This window comes from Streptomyces guryensis, assembly GCF_021261325.1.
Classification (GTDB): domain Bacteria; phylum Actinomycetota; class Actinomycetes; order Streptomycetales; family Streptomycetaceae; genus Streptomyces; species Streptomyces guryensis.
In genome coordinates this window covers 128,871-145,788 of the sequence record NZ_JAJSBI010000006.1, presented here as the reverse complement: position 1 = coordinate 145,788, position 16,918 = coordinate 128,871, and the positions used below count along the sequence as shown (strand labels likewise).

Sequence of the window (16,918 nt, the reverse complement as noted above, 5' to 3'; positions counted from 1 at the left end):
AGGTGTGGAGTGCACACGCCCTTCGAGTCGTCGAGGACGGAACCGAAGCGCTCGTCCTCGCAGGCCGGCCCGGGGCGGAAATGCTGGCGCCGACGACCTGGATCGAGTGGCTGCTGACGGGCGACGAGACCGCGCGGGCCCGGGCCATGCCGAACCTGGCCGACGGGAACTGGCGACTCGACCCCTGGTCGTGGCGGAACACGGCCCATCTCCAGTGGGTCCCACCGGAGCTCTGGTTCAGCGTGCACGCCTTCTACGACCCCTCCGACGGCCACCGGTTGGCGCACTGGTACGTCAACTTCCAGCAGCCGATGCGCCGTACAGCCATCGGTTTCGACACCTTCGACCTCCTCCTGGACCTGGTGATCGACCCCGACCTCTCACAGTGGAGATGGAAGGACGAGGACGAGTACGCCCATGGCCGTCGGCTGGGAGTGGTGAGCGAGGCCGATCACCGGGCGGTCGAGAGGGCCCGCGACGAAGCAACGGCCATGATCGAGGAGAGAACGGGCCCCTTCGCCGCTGCCGCGGACTGGCGGGACTGGCGCTCCGAGCCCCATTGGCCGGCCCCCTCGCTGCCCACCGGCACCCTGACCGTCGGCCTCCCCTGACTACGCGTCGAGCGCGTTCGTGATCGCCTTCGTCCCGCCGTCGACCGTGATCTCCGCAGCGTTGACGTACGACGTCTCGTCGGACAGCAGACAGACCACCAGCGGAGCCACCTCGTCGGGGGTGCCGGCGCGGCCCTGGGGCGTCATCGAGACGTGCGCCTGCACGAACGCCGGGTTCGCGGAGGCCATCAGCGGGGTCTCGACATAGCCCGGGTGGATCACGTTCGTACGGATGCCGCGCGGGGCCGGCTCCAGCGCCGCGACCTTCGACAAGCCGTGCAGGACCCACTTGCTGGTCGTGTACGCGACCGCGTGATGGGCGGTCAGGGCGGCGACCGAGCCGACGTCGACGATGGACGAGCCGGCCGGCATCAGTGGGGCCAGGGCCTGGATGCCGAGCAGGGCGCCAGTCGTGTTCAGCGCGAACGCCCGGTCCCAGCCGGCGAGTTCGACCTCGCCGAGGCACGCCCGCATCGGGATGCCCGGGTTGTCGACCCCCGGGTCTCCAGCATCGACTCGACCACCTTCTACCAGTTGGGTATCGTCACCAACAGCGCGCAGGCCGCCGTCGACAACGGCGCCATCGTCAAGCTGAACAGCGGCTCGAAGTGGACGGTCACCGGCACGTCGTACCTGACCGCGCCGGCCCTCGCTTCCGACGCCGCCGTGGGGGCACCGCGCGGCAAGTCGGTGACGATGACCGTCGCGGCACGGAGATGGCCATCACCGCCGGGAAGTCGTACACGGGGGCGATCACCCTGGCCGTCGCCCGACCTCGACGCACCGGCCGGAACCTGGCCGCGTCGGGCCCCGGGGTTCCGGCCGGCCCGTGCCAGCCGAGCTGTCAGGACCGCGCCTCCGCCTCCTTCGCGATCCGGTCGAACTGAGCGCCCATGGCCGCCGCCAGGGCCTGCGCACCGGACAACGGGCGCACCATGACGGTCAGTTCGTCGATCAGTCCCTCCTCGTCGACATGGATGAAGTCGCAGCCGCTCAGCTCGCGGTCGCCCACCCGTGCCGTGAACACCAGTGCGTGGTCGCGGCCGTCGGCCCCCGCGAGCTCGCGCTCGTAGCGGAAGTCCTCGAAGACCTTCGAGACCGCGCGCAGGATCGCCGCCGTGATCGCCTTGCCCGGGTAGGGCTTGAAGACCACAGGGCTGGTGAAGACGACGTCCTCCGCCAGCAGCGCCTCGACGGCGTCCATGTCGCCGGCCTCGACCGCCTCGCGGAACGCGCGCATCGGATCACCCCATAGTGAACTAGTTGAGTAAGTGCTGATGAGAATAATCAGCCGCCGGGGGTGTGTCCAGCGACGCGTCCCCTAAGCTGGCGCTGATGTTCAGCCCCGAAGGTCCCAGTCTGCGCGAGCTCGCCGTCCAGGCGCTGTCGTCCGTCGAGCACGGCTACGACCTGCTCGCCCCGAAGTTCGACCGCACCCCCTTCCGGACCCCCGGCGCGGTGCTCGACGCCGTCGCCTCGGCGCTGGCGCGGACGGGGCCCTTCGATGCGGGGCTCGACCTGTGCTGCGGCACCGGAGCCGGAGCCGACGTGCTGGCCAGGGTGTGTCGTCGGAGCGTCACGGGCATCGACTTCAGCGGGGGCATGCTCGCAGTGGCCCGCCAGGGCGTACGGTCGGCCGGGCCGACGGTGTCCTGGGTGCGGGGGGATGCCCGCGCGCTCCCGTTCGCACCCGGCGCCTTCGACCTGGCGGTCAGCTTCGGGGCGTTCGGGCACTTCCTGCCCGGAGAACTGCCGGGCCTGTTCGCCCAGGTCCACACAGTGCTGCGGCCGGGCGGCCGCTTCGCCTTCCCCCTCCTGGCCCCGCCGAGGTCCACGTCCCCCGCGTTCTGGATGCTGCTCGGCTTCGACGCGGCCATGCGGGTGCGCAACGCCCTGTGGCGGCCGCCGTTCGTCATGTACTACCGGACCTTCCGCCTCGGGGACGTGCGACGCGAGCTGGAGTGGGCCGGCTTCCGCGTGGGCCTCCAGGAGCTGCCGGAGTTCGGGCGACGCAGCGACGGCAGCCCGCGCGTACGGATGGTGGTGGCTGTCCGTTCCTGAGGGACGGGAGGGGGCTGGGTCATGGGCCGCTCACGTCGGCCGGGTCGCCCGGTGTCGCCGCGTCCGGCGCCTCTACCCGCGCTCTTCGCGTACTGCTTCGGGGGGGGGCAGGGTGTCCCTCTCAGGGGCGTCGCCGGCCGTTCCTGACGGACGTGAGGAGAACCGGGTCAAGGGCCGGGCGCGTCCGCCGTATCGCCCAGTGCCAGCGCGAGCGCCGCGTCCGGTCCCAGCTCCCGCCCCTTGCGCACCGCTTCGGTGAAACAGGCGTCCCCCAGCGCGGCGCGCAGCCGGCGCTCGTACTCGCGGTGGAAGACCGACAGGTCGGGCCTGCCGAGCTGCGGCAGGCCTGCCGCGTGCCACAGGCGCCGGCTGATGCCCAGGAGACGGGCGGCGAGCTCCTCCTCGCCCCGCGAGGCCTGCGCGACCACCAGCAGGTCGGTGACCGCCGCCGCGCCGATCCGGTCGTGGACCCGCCACTTGGCGGCCAGTGCCTCGCGCGCCGGGAGCACCGCCTCGTCCGGGTGGCCGAGACCGATCCCGGCGAGCGAGACGAAGAAGTCGCCCCAGGCCCCCATCCACAGCTCTCCGCGCTTGGCGCACTCGGCACGCAGCCGCTCCGCGACCGCCGCGCACCGTTCGAACGCGGCCTGGCCGGCCAGCAGATATGCCTGCACGGCGAGTGTCAGCAGCTGGAAGAACTCGGCGCCGCCGTCCCCGGCAGGCGCCTGCCGGACGCTTCCGTACAGCACCGCCGACCGCGCCGACTCGCCCCGCACGGCCAGGCTCGCCCCGGTCAACGGCAGGGCGGGCACCGGCAGTCGCCGCTCCTCGGCCAGCCACACATAGGCGGCGCTCACCGACTCGGCCGCCTCCAGGTCGTCCGCGACGACGGTGACCAGCCGGTGCGCCCAGACCGCCAGGGTGTGCTCGGGCCCACCGCCCGCGCGGGCACGGCGCAGCGCCCGCTCCAGGTAGGTGCGGCCCTCCTCGGCGAACCCGCAGGCGAACCAGAAGAACCAGAGGGTGCCGGTGAGTTCGAGTGCCGTCTCCGGCTCGCGCGCGGTCATGCACTCCTCGATCGCCAGGCGCAGATTGGCGTGCTCCGCGGTCAGCCGTTCCGCCCACATCCGCTGGCCGGGCCCGAGCCACTCCGCCTCGCCCTGTCGGGCGATCCAGCGGAAGTAGTCCCGGTGGCGGCTGCGCACCGCCTCCGCCTCGCCCAGCCCGGTCAGCCACTCGGCGCCGAACGAGCGGACCGTGTCCAGCATCCGGTAGCGCACCGCCGCCCCCTCGTCGTCGCGGGTGACGATGGACTTCTCGGTGAGCGAGGCGAGCAGGGCGAGGATCTCCTCCGCGTCCAGGGGGCCGCCGTGGCACACGAATTCAGCCGCCTCCACGTCCCAGCCGCCCGTGAAAACCGAGAGCCGCGCCCACAGCAGCCTTTCCAGCGGCGTGCACAGCTCATGGCTCCAGCCGATCGCGGTGCGCAGCGTCTGGTGCCGGGCAAGACGCGGCCGGGCGGGCGAGACAAGCAGGTCGAAGCGGGAGTCCAGGCCCTCCAGGAGACGGTGCAGGGAGAAGCCGCGCAGCCGTACGGCGGCCAGTTCCAGCGCCAGCGGGATCCCGTCGAGACGGGCGCAGACCGCGGCCACATGCGCCCGGTTGGCATCGGTCAGCGCGAACGACGGCACCGCGGCCGCCGCCCGGGCCGTGAACAGCGCCACCGCGTCGTCGCGTTCCCCCAGCGGCAGCGGCGCCACCGTCAGCAGATGCTCGCCCGGCACGCCCAGCGGCTGCCGGCTGGTGGCCAGAATGCGCAACTCCGGAACGCTCGCGAGCAATTCCTGTGCGATCCGGGCGCATTCGTCCAGGACGTGCTCACAGGTGTCGAGTACGAGCAGTACGGGCGCCCCCGAGAGGTGTTCGCAGACCGCCTGCAGCAGTGGCCGCAGCGTCTGCTCGGTCAGCCGGGTCGCCTGCGCCACCGTGTTCGTCAGCAGATCCGGATCCCGGAGCTCCGACAGCTCCACCAGCCACGCCCCGCCCGGGAACCCGGCCCTCGCGGCATGCGCGGCCCGCAGCGCAAGGCGGGACTTGCCCACACCCCCCGGCCCCGTCAGCGTCACCAGCCGCTCGGCCCCCAACAGCCCCGCGATTTCGGCGAGTTCGAGCCGGCGGCCGACGAACGCGTTCGCCTCGGCGGGAAGGTTGCCGATCCTGCCGCCCTGCACAGAGGCCGCCATCGTCCCCCCTCACCCGGAACCGATGGCGGACACGATAACCCCTCACGGCAGGACTGCTTCCGGCGTAGCGTGGAAGCGGTCCGTCCACCGAGGGAGGTACGGGCATGGCCGTCACACCCCCCTTGAAAACCGTGGGGCAGATGCGCCAGGGAGACCACCTGCTCCTCGGCTACGACACGGACGAGGAACGGGAGACCGTCCTCGTCGCGTTCCTGCTGGACGGCCTGGCCAGCGGGCAGCGCGGACTCCTGCTGCCGCCCGCCGGCATCCCAGCGGGCGTCGCCCTGTCCTTCCTGGAGGCACACGGCTGCCGGGTCGACGAGGAACTCGCGGCCGGCCGGCTGCGCGTCGACCCCCATCTCGCAGGCCCCGAGGGGCTGTGGGACCTGGACGAGGTGATCCGCCGCGAAACCCGCAGCGCCGTCGGCGACGGCTTCCTCGGCCTGCGCGTGTGCACGGAGGTCCTGCGCGCCCAGGCCGGCAAGGAACTCAAGACGCTGCACGACAGCGAGCTGCTGCTCGGCCCCGTCTTCTCCTCGTTGCCCGTCCTCGGCATCTGCCAGTACGACCGCCGGATCTTCGACGAGACGGAACTCGGTCCGCTCGCCGGGCTGCACCACGGCCGGGTCGGCGCCGACGCCGTGTGGCGCGACGACGTCCTCGCCATCACCCGCACCTTCGCACCCCCCGGCCTCGCCCTCGCCGGGGAGGTCGACGACACCAACGTCACGGCCGTCGCCCGCGCCCTGCACACCGAGACGGCCCGCGCCCGGGCACGCGCCGCGGACGGCGCCCGCATCCATCTCGACCTGCACGAGCTGCGTTTCATCGACGTCGGCGCGCTGCGCCTGCTCGCGTTCACGGCGCTCGGCCTGTACGCGGCGGGCGGCACCCTCGAACTGTCCGGAGTCGCCCCGCACGTCCAGCGGGTGATGCGGGTGACCGGCTGGGACCGGGTGCCTGGTCTGCACATCGCACCGGAAGGACAGGAAGGGGAAGGACCGTGACCGGCTTCGTCCACCAGGCGCTGCGCCACGCCTCGGACGGTCAGTTCCGTGACACGGCGGCCGCCTTCGTCCGCGACGGGCTGCACGCGGGCGACACCGTCGTGGTGGTGAGCGCCTGCGAGATCACGTTGCTCGCAGAATCACTCGGCAGCCGCTTCCGCCCCGTCGAGTGCTTCGACGCCCACGACTGGTACGACCACCCGTCGCGCACGCTGCGCCGCTACCACCCCTACCGCACCCGGCAGGAGCCGAACCGCCGCGTCCGCGTCGTCGGCGAACCGGTCGGGGAGGGCCGCACCGACTTCGAGACCCGGGAATGGATGCGCTACGAATCCCTCGTCAACGTCGCCTTCGCCGGCTCCGCCCACTGGTTCCTGTGCCCGTACGGCACCCGGGTGCTCCCGGAGACCGTCGCCCGCAGCGTCACCCGCACCCACCCCGAACTCGTCCACGAACCCGGCACGGCGGCCGACTGCACGGACCCGGCCGAATTCGGCGCCGAGTGCGACGAGCTCGCCCCGGCGCGACTGCCCGCCGCGGCAGCCGGCATCCCCTTCACTCGCGGCCGCGCAGCCGTCGTCCGCCGCGCCCTCACCGCGTACGCCCGCCGCCTGGGCCTGCCCGAGCAGCGGACGTACGACTTGCTGACGACCGTGCACGAGACCGTCGTCAACGCCGTCCGCCACGGCGGCGGACACGGTGTCGTACGGCTGCCCAGCGACCGCGACCATGTGATCTGCGAGGTCTCCGACAGCGGCGCGCACACCGTGCCGCCGCACCCGCCCCTTCCCGGTCATCTGCCGCCCGAGCCGGTAGCCGTGAGCGGGCACGGCATGTGGCTCGTGCGGCAGTTGAGCGACCTGGTCACCGACCGGCTGGACCCCTCGGGCTCCGTCGTACGGCTGTACTTTCGGCGCCCGGGGCGTGGTCACCCCGCGGCGGGCAGCGTGAACTCGTAGACCAGGGCGTCCGGTTGGGCGTCCACCACCAGGTCGGTGATCTCCAACGGCCGCGCGTACTGGTCGTGCACGCGCCGCCTGACCCGCACCGAGGGCGCGTCCGAGAGCGGGGTGATGGAGTCCCGGTGGTGCAGGGTCAGGCCCGCCCTGCGCATCCAGTCGTAGGCGCGGCGCAGCTGCGCCGAGGCGGTGCCGTCGGCGCGGTCGCGGTAGCGCGCCAGCTCCTCGACCTCGGAGAGCGCCACGGCGGAGAACGACGTCACGGCCGTACGGCGTCCGCGGCCGTCGGCGCCGGCCGACTCGTAGCGGTGCACGAGGGTCTGCGAGCGCGGGGCGAGCCCCAGGGCCTCTGCGTGCTCGGGCGGGGGAGTCTCCCAGGCGACCGTGGCCCGGTCGACGGCGCACGGGTCCGCGACCCGGGCGCCGACCGGGAAGGTCAGCGAGGACACCGTCTCCACCGGCAGGCCGGGCAGCGTGGCGTGGCTGCCCCGCCGGTCGGTGGCGACCAGACCGTCCCGGCGCAGCACCTCCAGCGCCTGCCGGACGGTCTCCCTGCTCACGCCGAAGTGCCCGGCCAGCTGCCGTTCGCCCGGTAGCCGTTCACCGGGCGGGACGGTGCCGTCGCGCAGCTCGCCGAGCAGCTGCGTCGCGACGAGCCAGTACAGCGGCTCCCCTCGGTGTCCGCCTTCGGCGAGGGGAGGGTCGGGCGGGGTGGTGCGGGCCATGCCGCGCCTCCTGTGGTGACGGAACGTAGCCGTGCGGGCTCATTGCGCCACCAGGTCTAGCATTGGTCTAAACCACCAGGGAAGACCGGCCCGGTGGTTCGGCCGAAACCGGTCCGCGCCGAGCGCCGTTCACAGCGCCCTGTACACGGCCTCGATGAGGGCCGTCTTTCGGGGGTCGTCCGCGATATGAGGCCCCATCCGGTTCATCACGTACCCCATCGCCACCCCCGCCTCCGGGTCGGCCAGCCCGCAGGACCCGCCGAAGCCGTCGTGTCCGAAAGCCCGCGGGTTGGGGCCGTACGAGCCGTTCGGGCCGCTCAGCCACAGCCCCAGCCCGATCTCCGTCTCATGCCCGAGCCCGGCGCCGAGCACCAGGTCCCGGCAGCTGCCCTGCCCCTCACGCACCCGCTCGGCCGCCTCGGCGGACAGCACGCGGTGGCCGTCGTGGGACCCCCGGCCCGCGAAGATCCCGTAGAGCGCGGCGACCGCCCGCGCGGTACCGTGCCCGTTCGCGGCCGGGATCTCGGCGGCCCGCCATTCCGGCGTGTTGGCCTCACTCGCGCCCACCAGCGGATTGGCCAGCGCGGCGAGCGCCTCCGGCCCCAACTGGCTGTAGACCGCGGTCTGTTCGCTGCTCGACGCGGCCGGCGGATGCACCAGCTCGGCCGCCCGCCCTGCCTCCTTCTCCGGCAGCCCGACGGTGAAGTCGATCGCCAGCGGCCCGGTCACCTCCCGCGCCAGAAAGGCCCCCGGCAGCAGCCCCGAGACGCGCCGTACGACCTCACCGACCAGGAAGCCGTAGGTGAACGCGTGATAGCCGGACCGCGTACCCGGCTCCCACCAGGGCTGCATCGCCGCGAGCCGCTGCGTGGTCAACTCCCAGTCGTAGAGCTGCTCCAGCGAATGCGGCTCACGCGGCCCGGACAGCCCCGCCCGGTGCGACAGCAGATGTCGTACGAGGACCTTGTCCTTGCCGGCCGCGGCGAACTCGGGCCAGTACGCGGCCACCGGCGCGTCGAAGTCCAGCAGCCCCCGGTCGGCGAGGATGTGCGCGCACAGCGCGATCGGCCCCTTGGTCGTCGACCACACATTGACCAGCGTGTCGCGCTCCCAGGGGCGGGTGCGTGCCGCGTCGGCCCACCCACCCCACAGATCCACGACGGTCGTGCCGCCGACGGTGACGGTCACCGCGGCGCCGAGCTCGGCCCGGTCCCGGAAGTTCTCCTCCAGTGCCGTCCGCACCGCGGCGAACCGCTCGTCGCAGTAACCGTGCACCTCGGGCTCGTGCTCCGCCATGGGGTCCTCCGCCGTCCGCCGGAAGCCCGGGCCGCGACACCGGCCCGGGCACCCGAACATACCGACTGGTCGGGCTGGAGGGAAGGGTGGCGGGACCCTCAGACGTACGACCGCAGCCACTTCAGCTTGGCCGCCTCCTGGTAAGGGCCGCCGCCCTCATGGTCGTTGAAGTCGTACACCTCGATCGCCTTGTCCTCGTGCCCCCAGGCGTTGAACGCGGCGAAGACGGTCGAGGGCGGGCAGGTCTGGTCCTCAAGAGCCGCTGAGAACAGGGCGGCGGCGCGGCCGCGGGAGGCGAAGTGGACGCCGTCGAAGTAGGACAGGGTGCGCAGGGCGTCCTCGGTGCGGCCGCGGTGGGTCTTGAGGAACAGGCCGATCTCACGGTAGGGGTGCCGGTCCGTCACCGTCGCGGCGCGCGGGTAGTCGCACAGGAACGGCACGTCCGGGGCGATCGCGGTCAGGTCCGGGACAAGGCCGCCCACCGCGATGGTGATGCCGCCGCCCTGGCTGCCGCCGAGCGCGACCGTGCGTGCCGCATCCGTCAGGGGGTGCGAGCGGGCCGCCTCGACGGCACGCACCGCGTCCGTGAACACCCGCCGGTAGTAGTAGTTCTCGGGCGCGTCGATGCCTCGGGTCATGAAACCGGGGTAGGCCGGCGCGCCGCCCACCGGGTCCGCGGTACCGCCGCCTCCGCCCCAGCCGCTGCCCTGCCCACGGGTGTCCATCACGAAGTGCGCCCGGCCGGTGGACGCCCACAGCAGGTGCTCGTGCGGCAGGCCGCGCCCGCCGCCGTATCCGATGAACTCCACGACCAGCGGTATCGGCTCCTCGACCGCCGCGGGCAGCGTCAGCCAGCCCTTCACCGGGTGGCCGCCGAACCCCGCGAACGTCACGTCGTACACGTCGACCGTCGTCAGGCCCGTGTCGACCGGCTCGAAACGGGCGTCCAGGTCGTGCGCACGGGCCTCCTGCAGGGTCTTGGACCAGAACGCGTCGAAGTCCTCGGGCTCGACGGACGCGCTGCGGTACTCGCGGAGTTCGTCGAGGGGGAGGTCGAACAGGGCCATGTAGGACCGCCTTTGCGAAGGAACAGTTACGAAGGGACCTTGCGGATGATCACACCGTACGTGGGTGGTCGGACGGCTCGCCAGGGCTTTCCGGCCGTACCTGTCTACGATGGGCGCCATGACGTCGGCCGTGGATCTGCTGGTCAAGGATGCCGGACTGCTGGTCGTCGACGGGGACCGCGAGATCCCCGGCGGCTGGGTGGCCGTCACCGGTGGTCGGGTCACCGCGGTGGGCGCTGCCGGGACCGAGCCCGCGGCCCCTACGACCGTCTCGGCGGCCGGACGCCTGGTCACCCCCGGCCTGGTCAACACGCACCACCACATCTACCAGAACCTCACCCGCTCCTACGCCCCCGCTGTCAACGGCACCCTCTTCGACTGGCTGACCACCCTCTACCCCCTGTGGGCCGCCCTGGACGAAGAGGCCGCCTACGTGTCGGCGGACGTCGGCATGGCCGAGCTGCTGATGGGCGGCTGCACCACGTCCTCCGACCACCTCTACGTCCACCCCCGCCCGTACCTCGTCGACGCCGAGATCCGCGCCGCGCGCGACATCGGTTTCCGCTTCCATGCGACCCGTGGCTCCATGACCCGCTCCGTCGAGGACGGGGGGCTGCCGCCGAGGAACGTCACCCAGACCGTCGACGAGGTGCTCGCCGACAGCGAGCGGCTGATCAAGGCCCACCACGACCCGACGCCGGGCGCCCTGATCCGTGTCGCGCTCGCGCCCTGCTCGCCGTTCTCGGTGACCGAGGAGGTCATGACGGCGACCGCCGAACTCGCCGAGCGCCACGACGTACGCCTGCACACCCATCTCGCCGAGGACCACGACGAGGACACCTACTGCCTGGAGACCTACGGCTGCCGGCCCGTGGAGCACTTCGAGGACTGCGGCTGGATGAGCGACCGCACCTGGGTCGCCCACTGCATCTACGCCAATGACGACGAGCTCGGCCGGCTCGCGGCAGCGGGCGTCGGCGTCGCGCACTGCCCCAGCTCCAACATGCTCATCGGCGGCGGCACCGCGCGCGTCAGGGAGATGCGAGAACTCGGCCTGCCCGTCGGCATCGGCTGCGACGGCTCCGCCTCCACGGACCACGCCTCCCTCTGGATGGAGACGCGCGGCGCCCTGCTGCTGGGCCGCTACCGCGGCGGACCCGGCGCGATGACCGCACGCGACGCCCTCGACATCGCCACCCGCGGCTCCGCCCGCTGCCTCGGCCGCGCCGACGAGCTGGGGCATCTGCGCCCGGGCGGCTGCGCCGACCTGGTCGTCTGGGACCTCCACGAGGTCGCCCTCGCGGGGGCGCTGAGCGACCCCGTCGAGGCGTGGCTGCGCTGCGGGCCCGCCCGCGCCTGGACGACGGTGGTCGGGGGCCGAGTGCTCGTCGACCGAGGTGAGCCGGTGCTGCCCGGACTGGGGGAGGCCCTGCGCGATCACGCGCGGATCGCACGGAGGATGCAGCAGGAGGCGTAGTCGGCGGGTTCCCGCGTTCGCGCCGGCGCATTTGGTTTCAAATGAGATCGTTTCGAATGAGTGAATGGCTGTAATCTGGCCTCATGGCTGCCGACGTTCCTCACGACACCACCGTCGCCTCGCGTGCGACCGACCGCCCGGGGGACGAATCGCCGTTCGCGCTCGGCCTGCTGCTGCGCCGGGCGCACTGGCGCGCGGCGGCGGTCATGTCGGAGGCGCTTCGGCCCTTCGGCATCGAACTGCGGCATTTCGCCGTGCTGATCGTGCTGGTCGACCAAGGACCCACCATGCAGCGGGACCTGGCGGTGGCAACGGGGTCGGACAAGGCGGGAATCATGCGGGTCGTGGACGACCTGGAGGGCAAGGGGCTGGCCGTACGCAAGGCGGTTCCGGGGGACCGGCGGGCGCGGGCGGTGGCGATCACGCCGGAAGGTCTCGAACTTTTCGACGCAGTCCATGTGGCGGCTGATCGGCCCGCTCAGCGGCTGGTCGCCGAACTGGGGCCCGGTGAGCCCGAGTTGCTCAAGGATCTGCTGACCCGTTTTGCGCATCCCGAGGGCGACGGGTCGTAGCAGGCTCCCGCCGTCGCGGCGGCGGGACGAAGCTTGCGAGGGCGCGGTTCCGGCCCGTCCGATCGCCGTCCTGGCAGGATGGCGGCATGGAACGGGTGCTGGGAATCGGTGGATATCTCATGCGGGCCGCGGACCCGGCGGGCCTGAGCGCGTGGTACCGCGACTGCCTGGGTCTCGACGCCGACGAGCACGGCCTGTGGCGTCAGGAAGCCGGACCGACGGTGTTCGCGACGTTCCAGTCCGAGACCGACTACTTCGGGTCCCGCGCCCAGCGGACCATGCTCGACTTCCGGGTCCGGGACCTGGATGCGATGCTCGCGCAACTCCGCGCCAGGGGAGCGGACGTGGCCGAGGAAACGCAGGACATGGAGGGTGTCGGCCGATTCGGCTGGGTCACCGATCCTGAGGGCAACCGGATCGAGCTGTGGGAGCCCGCCTGACGGCGGCCACCTCTCAAGTCCCTGCCGCTGACGCAGTACGCGGAGGTACCCGGCATTCTGGACATGGTCTAAGACGTGCGCGGCAAGTCGATCCTCGGCCCTGCCTCCGGTACCGGCTTCTACAGCAGGGAGTTCAGGCGGCGCGGCGCCACGGACGTACTCGGAATCGACATCTCCGGTGAAATGGTCGCCGTGGCACGGGAGTTGGAGGCGTGCGATCCGCCCGGCGTGCGCTACGAGGTGGGCGACGTGTCCGAACTGCGGCCTCTGGAGCGCCGGTTCGACATCGCCACAGCGGTTCAGATGCTCAACTACGCGCAGGACGTCGCCGCCATGGAACGGATGTGCCGCAACGTGCACCGGAGCCTGAAGCCCGGCGCAGAGTTCTTCGCGCTCATGCAGTCACCCGACTTCGTCTCCGACGGGCCGTCCCTGGAGAAGTACGGCTTTCTCTGCGAGGCGACCGGCGAGGAGACCGAGACCGGACCTCGCTTCCGGGTGACGGCGCTGCTCGACCCGCCGATCGAGATCATCGCCACCGCCCCGCGCCGCGAGGTCTACGAGCACTGTCTGCGGGCGGCGGGATTCGGCGAGCCGATCTGGGTCCCGGTGGACGTGTCCGACGCCGGTGTGCGCGCCTTCGGCGCCGACTTCTGGGCGGACTTCGTAGCTGCCCCCCACTTGAGATGCTGCGCTGCCGCGCCTGACGGCCGGCCGGGCGTTTTCAGGCCCAGCGATAGTTACATGGGAGATGGTATCGAGTGATACTATCTCCCATGCAACGAGGATGAACGCGCTGAGCAGCCAGGAGGCAGTCGATCTTGAACGTCTACGAGGCGGTCACGAGCCGGCGGGCGGTACGCGGATTCACCGACCGGCACGTCCCGAGGGAGGTGCTGGAGCGCGTGCTGTGCGCCGCCGCTTGGTCACCGTCCGGATCGAACATGCAGCCGTGGCATGCCTATGTGCTGACCGGCGGGCCGCTGGCGGAACTCAAGAAGCGCGCCGGTGAGCGCGTGGCCGCGGGCGACCCCTGGGACGAGCGGGAGTACGAGATGTACCCGCCCGCACTGAAGTCCCCGTACCGCGAGCGCCGATCCGCCTTCGGGGAACAGCGCTACGGAGCACTCGGCATCTCGCGCGAGGACTGGGAGGCGCGTCAGCGGGCGGCGGCCGCGAACTGGGAGTGTTTCGGCGCGCCCGCGGCCCTGTTCTGCTACATCGACCGAGGCATGGGGGCGGCGCAATGGGCCGACGTCGGCATGTATCTGCAGACCGTCATGCTGTTGCTGCGCGCCGAAGGGCTGCACAGCTGCCCCCAGATGGCCTGGTCGGTGTATCGCAGGACCGTCGCCGAGATCCTGTCGCCGCCGGACGGGCTTGTCCTCTTCTGCGGCTTGTCGATCGGGTTCGAGGACGCCACGGTGGACTGTGCCCGTACGGGCCGGGCGCCGCTCGACGAGACGGTCACGTTCGTCGACGGCTGCTGAACCCGCCCGCTCTCCGCCGATCGAGGCACCACCCCTGGCCGCACCGACAAGGTGGGGCATAGATCACATCGCATGGAAAACCCCGACGAAAGGCATGTCATGAAGTTCGCAGTCATCGGCGGTACCGGGCTGATCGGGTCACAGGTCGTCAAGAACCTCAACGCCGCCGGGCACGAGGCGGTACCTCACTCGCAGTCCACCGGAGTCGACGTCATCAGTGGCCGGGGGCTGGACGAGGCCGTGGCGGGAGCCGACGTCGTGGTCAACCTGACGAATTCCCCGACCTTCGACGACGCCTCCCCGGCCTTCTTCCAGACCTCGATGGACAACCTGGTGGCCGCGGCCCAGAAGGGCGGGGTCGGCCACTTCGTCATCCTCTCGATCGTCGGCACGGACCTGGTGCCGGAGCTGGACTACTACCGCGCCAAGGCCCTCCAGGAGACCATCCTCGCGGCCGGGCCGATCCCCTACTCGATCGTCCGGGCGACCCAGTTCATGGAGTTCATGGACGCCGTCCTGTCGTGGACCGCGGACGGCGACACCGTCCGGCTGCCCGCCACCCCCATCCAGCCGATCGCCGCCAAGGACGTGGCCGCCGCGGTGGCGGAGGTCGCCGTGGGTGCCCCGTTGAACGGCATGCGCAACATCGGCGGCCCCGAGATCTTCACCCTGGACGAGCTGGGCCGGATCACCCTGTCCCACAAGGGCGACCGTCGCACCGTCGTCACCGACCCCACCGCCGGCATGTTCGCCGCCGTCAAGGGCGACGTCCTCACCGACAAGGAGGCGCAGCTCGCGCCCACCCGCTACGTCGACTGGCTCTCCGCCTGACCGGCCCGTGTGCGTCACGCCCGACGCCGGGTCCACTCCGGCTCGGTCCGTGCCCACTCGCGCTCCCACTCGCCCAGCCGGTGGCCGGTGGACACGCGACGCACCACGGCATTCGCCAGGAGCACCACGGCGACCGCGCCGCCCGTGGCGCAGGTGCCGATGGTCACGGTGTGCTGCCAGATCTGGGCCTCGCCCGGCGGCGGGGGAACGGCCCTGCCCCGGGCGTCGAACCAGACGGCCACGGTGTCGCCGTGCCGGGTGCCCGCCGGGACGAGTGCGTTCACGGTGTGCGTGCCGGTCGCGGGGTCCGTCCAGCGCACCTCCGCCCGGTACGAGTGGTCCCGGCCGCCCTGCACCGAGGGCAGCCTGTCGGGTGTCCTGCCGACGACCTCGGCCCGCACGCGGTGACGTGCGGCGCCCTGTGCCACCGCCAAGGCCCGCGCCTCGTCATGGGCCCACCAGCCTGCGAGCGCCCCCGCCAGCGGCGCGCCCACGAACAACAGGACCGAGACGACCAGCGCCGTCCACGCCTCGACCATGTCCGACCGACGCCGCAGCGGATTGCGCCGCCAGCGCCAGCCGCGCACCCGGGTTCGCATGTCGACCTCCTCGCCGTCACCGGAGCCGGAGGGGCCGTATCGTCTTCGGTCCGTATTGTCCCTCCGCACCGCGTATGCGCGCGAGTGCCCAGGGACATCGGGTACCCAGCACGCAGGAGATCGCTCATTGCGGTACGGCGCGCGGTACGGTCCTGCGATCAGCCGAAGCGTTCGATCCGGATCCGGTCCACGGGCTGCCCCGCCTCGACGAGCAGCCGCGAGGCGTGCTCGGCGAAGGCGTTCGAACCGCACACATAGGCCTCCCACCCACCCGGAGGCTGCTCGTCCAGGAGCGGCGCCACATGTGCGGCCGCCATACGTCCCACCGGCACACCCTGTGGTGCGCGCCGCGTGAACAGGGGCCTCGTCTCCGCCCCGAACTCGCGCGCGTAGATGAGCTCTTCGGGACTGCGCGCGGACACCAGCAGCCGCAGCGGCACAGCCAGGCCGCGCGCGCGGTGGTGCCGCACCATCGACATCAGCGGTACGACGCCGGAGCCGGCTCCGACCAGCAGTGCGGGCCGGTCGCCCGGCCAGGCGAAGAAGCCGCTGAGCGGGCCGCGCAATGCGACCTGGTCACCCGGCTCGGCCACGGTGTGGAACCAGCCCGAGACCTCGCCGCCCTCCACATGGTCCAGGGTCAGCTCGATGTGCCCCGGGTCGTCGGGCGCGGACGCGATCGAATAGTGGCGCTGGGCCACATAGCCGTCCTGAGCGGTCAGCCGCAGCATCAGGTGCTGGCCGGGCAGATGCCCCTCCCAGTCGGGCACCGCGAACCGGAAGGTGGCCGCGTGCGGGGTCTCGCGGCGGATCTCGGTGAGTGTGGCGGTCTGCCAGACCGAGGCCGCCCGGTTGCTCACGGCGATCCGGCCGGGCACCGCGAAGCGGGTCGGGGGAGTGAACCCGGTGGAGGTGGACCGTTGCGTCAGTTGCTCAGTCACCGGAGTACCGCTGTTCCTGCCAGGGGTTGCCGCGCGCGTGGTAGCCGTTCTGCTCCCAGAAGCCCGGCTCGTCGTGGTCGAGGAGCGTCAGGCCCGCGATCCACTTGGCGCTCTTCCAGAAGTACAGGTGCGGCACCAGCAGCCGGGCGGGCCCGCCGTGCTCGGGGGCAAGGGGCCGCCCGTCGCACTCCCAGGCGATCCAGGCCCGCCCGCCCGTCAGGTCCGCGAGGGGGAGGTTCGTGGTGTAGCCGGTGTGCGAGTAGGCGACCGCGTGGGTGGCTGACTCATGTGGGCGCACCACTTCGAGGAAGGTGTCCAGGGACACGCCCCCGAACCGCATCCCGAACTTCGACCAGCTCGTCACGCAGTGGATGTCGCCCTCGTACGCCGACCCCGGCAACGCGTGCGCCTGCTCCCAGTCCCAGGTGCGCGGCCGTTCCACCAGCCCGTCGAGCCGGAAGGTCCAGTCGGCGGGCGCAAGTTCGGGGGTGACCTCGGCGGACAGGACGGGCCAGTCGTCGCCGGCGTCGTACTGTCCGGGTGGCAGGCCCGGGTTGTCGACGCGGGCGCGCCCGGTGAAGCCTCGGGTGACGTTCATG

18 protein-coding genes and 1 pseudogene are annotated in these 16,918 nt (G+C 72.0%); 10 read left to right on the top strand and 9 right to left on the bottom strand.

Annotated features, from left to right (window positions below; translation table 11 throughout):
- Positions 1–2: 2 nt before the first annotated feature.
- Positions 3–611: a ribonuclease FAU-1 family protein gene (locus tag LJ657_RS14590; protein WP_308117033.1), complete on the top strand. Its 609-nt coding sequence runs from the start codon at positions 3–5 to the stop codon at positions 609–611.
- Here the strand turns inward: LJ657_RS14590 and LJ657_RS14585 are convergent.
- Positions 612–1,106, bottom strand: a pseudogene (locus LJ657_RS14585) (SDR family NAD(P)-dependent oxidoreductase); the annotation flags it as partial.
- Between the two features lie 349 nt (positions 1,107–1,455).
- Positions 1,456–1,851 (bottom strand): nuclear transport factor 2 family protein, encoded by a 396-nt coding sequence (locus LJ657_RS14580; protein ID WP_232649014.1) that lies wholly within the window; start codon positions 1,849–1,851, stop codon positions 1,456–1,458.
- A gap of 95 nt (positions 1,852–1,946) precedes the next feature.
- Here LJ657_RS14580 and LJ657_RS14575 point away from each other — a divergent pair, with 95 nt between their 5' ends.
- On the top strand, positions 1,947–2,672 hold the full coding sequence (locus tag LJ657_RS14575; protein WP_232649013.1) for a class I SAM-dependent methyltransferase: 726 nt from the start codon (positions 1,947–1,949) through the stop codon (positions 2,670–2,672).
- 167 nt (positions 2,673–2,839) lie between these two features.
- Here the strand turns inward: LJ657_RS14575 and LJ657_RS14570 are convergent, their stop codons facing one another.
- Positions 2,840–4,915, bottom strand: a complete 2,076-nt coding sequence (locus LJ657_RS14570; protein WP_232649012.1) for an ATP-binding protein — start codon at positions 4,913–4,915, stop codon at positions 2,840–2,842.
- 104 nt (positions 4,916–5,019) lie between these two features.
- Between LJ657_RS14570 and LJ657_RS14565 the strand changes: the two genes are divergently transcribed.
- Together LJ657_RS14565 and LJ657_RS14560 are read left to right on the top strand one after the other, a co-directional pair.
- Positions 5,020–5,922, top strand: coding sequence for an MEDS domain-containing protein (locus LJ657_RS14565; RefSeq protein WP_232649011.1), 903 nt, complete (start codon positions 5,020–5,022; stop codon positions 5,920–5,922).
- On the top strand, positions 5,919–6,881 hold the full coding sequence (locus LJ657_RS14560) for an anti-sigma factor RsbA family regulatory protein (RefSeq protein WP_232649010.1): 963 nt from the start codon (positions 5,919–5,921) through the stop codon (positions 6,879–6,881). The genes LJ657_RS14565 and LJ657_RS14560 overlap by 4 nt, the downstream gene beginning before the upstream one ends.
- Here the strand turns inward: LJ657_RS14560 and LJ657_RS14555 are convergent.
- From LJ657_RS14555 to LJ657_RS14545, 3 genes are all read right to left on the bottom strand, one after another.
- On the bottom strand, positions 6,851–7,606 hold the full coding sequence (locus LJ657_RS14555; RefSeq protein WP_232649009.1) for a GntR family transcriptional regulator: 756 nt from the start codon (positions 7,604–7,606) through the stop codon (positions 6,851–6,853). The two genes, LJ657_RS14560 and LJ657_RS14555, sit on opposite strands and share 31 nt — an antisense overlap.
- Before the next feature lie 129 nt (positions 7,607–7,735).
- Positions 7,736–8,902 carry a serine hydrolase domain-containing protein gene (locus tag LJ657_RS14550; RefSeq protein ID WP_232649008.1) on the bottom strand — a complete coding sequence of 389 codons (1,167 nt, stop codon included), beginning with the start codon at positions 8,900–8,902 and terminating at the stop codon, positions 7,736–7,738.
- Between the two features lie 98 nt (positions 8,903–9,000).
- Positions 9,001–9,969 (bottom strand): acetylxylan esterase, encoded by a 969-nt coding sequence (locus tag LJ657_RS14545; RefSeq protein ID WP_232649007.1) that lies wholly within the window; start codon positions 9,967–9,969, stop codon positions 9,001–9,003.
- A 118-nt stretch (positions 9,970–10,087) separates the two neighbouring features.
- Between LJ657_RS14545 and LJ657_RS14540 the strand changes: the two genes are divergently transcribed.
- The 6 genes from LJ657_RS14540 (at position 10,088) to LJ657_RS14515 (ending at position 14,779) form a co-directional block, all read left to right on the top strand.
- Complete coding sequence (locus LJ657_RS14540) at positions 10,088–11,446, top strand: 8-oxoguanine deaminase (RefSeq protein WP_232649006.1); 1,359 nt, start codon at positions 10,088–10,090, stop codon at positions 11,444–11,446.
- 83 nt (positions 11,447–11,529) lie between these two features.
- On the top strand, positions 11,530–12,018 hold the full coding sequence (locus tag LJ657_RS14535) for a MarR family winged helix-turn-helix transcriptional regulator (RefSeq protein WP_232649005.1): 489 nt from the start codon (positions 11,530–11,532) through the stop codon (positions 12,016–12,018).
- Positions 12,019–12,104: 86 nt separating this feature from the next.
- Positions 12,105–12,458, top strand: a complete 354-nt coding sequence (locus LJ657_RS14530) for a VOC family protein (protein ID WP_232649004.1) — start codon at positions 12,105–12,107, stop codon at positions 12,456–12,458.
- Between the two features lie 75 nt (positions 12,459–12,533).
- Positions 12,534–13,223 carry a class I SAM-dependent methyltransferase gene (locus LJ657_RS14525; RefSeq protein ID WP_308117032.1) on the top strand — a complete coding sequence of 230 codons (690 nt, stop codon included), beginning with the start codon at positions 12,534–12,536 and terminating at the stop codon, positions 13,221–13,223.
- A gap of 56 nt (positions 13,224–13,279) precedes the next feature.
- Positions 13,280–13,948 (top strand): nitroreductase, encoded by a 669-nt coding sequence (locus LJ657_RS14520; RefSeq protein ID WP_232649003.1) that lies wholly within the window; start codon positions 13,280–13,282, stop codon positions 13,946–13,948.
- Between the two features lie 99 nt (positions 13,949–14,047).
- Positions 14,048–14,779, top strand: a complete 732-nt coding sequence (locus tag LJ657_RS14515; RefSeq protein ID WP_232649002.1) for an SDR family oxidoreductase — start codon at positions 14,048–14,050, stop codon at positions 14,777–14,779.
- 14 nt (positions 14,780–14,793) lie between these two features.
- Here LJ657_RS14515 and LJ657_RS14510 read toward each other — a convergent pair whose 3' ends face one another.
- From LJ657_RS14510 to LJ657_RS14500, 3 genes are all read right to left on the bottom strand, one after another.
- Complete coding sequence (locus tag LJ657_RS14510; protein ID WP_232649001.1) at positions 14,794–15,378, bottom strand: Rv1733c family protein; 585 nt, start codon at positions 15,376–15,378, stop codon at positions 14,794–14,796.
- 158 nt (positions 15,379–15,536) lie between these two features.
- Positions 15,537–16,319 (bottom strand): ferredoxin reductase, encoded by a 783-nt coding sequence (locus LJ657_RS14505; protein ID WP_232649000.1) that lies wholly within the window; start codon positions 16,317–16,319, stop codon positions 15,537–15,539.
- Positions 16,312–16,917: a sulfite oxidase-like oxidoreductase gene (locus tag LJ657_RS14500; protein ID WP_232648999.1), complete on the bottom strand. Its 606-nt coding sequence runs from the start codon at positions 16,915–16,917 to the stop codon at positions 16,312–16,314. The genes LJ657_RS14505 and LJ657_RS14500 overlap by 8 nt, the downstream gene beginning before the upstream one ends.
- Position 16,918: the final 1 nt, after the last annotated feature.

Bases quoted from the DNA above. Each gene is read 5' to 3' on its own strand.
- LJ657_RS14580 (WP_232649014.1), bottom strand. From the start codon at position 1,851: ATGCGCGCGTTCCGCGAGGCGGTCGAGGCCGGCGACATGGACGCCGTC.
- LJ657_RS14575 (WP_232649013.1), top strand. From the start codon at position 1,947: ATGTTCAGCCCCGAAGGTCCCAGTCTGCGCGAGCTCGCCGTCCAGGCG.
- LJ657_RS14570 (WP_232649012.1), bottom strand. From the start codon at position 4,915: ATGGCGGCCTCTGTGCAGGGCGGCAGGATCGGCAACCTTCCCGCCGAG.
- LJ657_RS14565 (WP_232649011.1), top strand. From the start codon at position 5,020: ATGGCCGTCACACCCCCCTTGAAAACCGTGGGGCAGATGCGCCAGGGA.
- LJ657_RS14555 (WP_232649009.1), bottom strand. From the start codon at position 7,606: ATGGCCCGCACCACCCCGCCCGACCCTCCCCTCGCCGAAGGCGGACAC.
- LJ657_RS14550 (WP_232649008.1), bottom strand. From the start codon at position 8,902: ATGGCGGAGCACGAGCCCGAGGTGCACGGTTACTGCGACGAGCGGTTC.
- LJ657_RS14545 (WP_232649007.1), bottom strand. From the start codon at position 9,969: ATGGCCCTGTTCGACCTCCCCCTCGACGAACTCCGCGAGTACCGCAGC.
- LJ657_RS14540 (WP_232649006.1), top strand. From the start codon at position 10,088: ATGACGTCGGCCGTGGATCTGCTGGTCAAGGATGCCGGACTGCTGGTC.
- LJ657_RS14535 (WP_232649005.1), top strand. From the start codon at position 11,530: ATGGCTGCCGACGTTCCTCACGACACCACCGTCGCCTCGCGTGCGACC.
- LJ657_RS14530 (WP_232649004.1), top strand. From the start codon at position 12,105: ATGGAACGGGTGCTGGGAATCGGTGGATATCTCATGCGGGCCGCGGAC.
- LJ657_RS14515 (WP_232649002.1), top strand. From the start codon at position 14,048: ATGAAGTTCGCAGTCATCGGCGGTACCGGGCTGATCGGGTCACAGGTC.
- LJ657_RS14510 (WP_232649001.1), bottom strand. From the start codon at position 15,378: ATGCGAACCCGGGTGCGCGGCTGGCGCTGGCGGCGCAATCCGCTGCGG.
- LJ657_RS14500 (WP_232648999.1), bottom strand. From the start codon at position 16,917: ATGAACGTCACCCGAGGCTTCACCGGGCGCGCCCGCGTCGACAACCCG.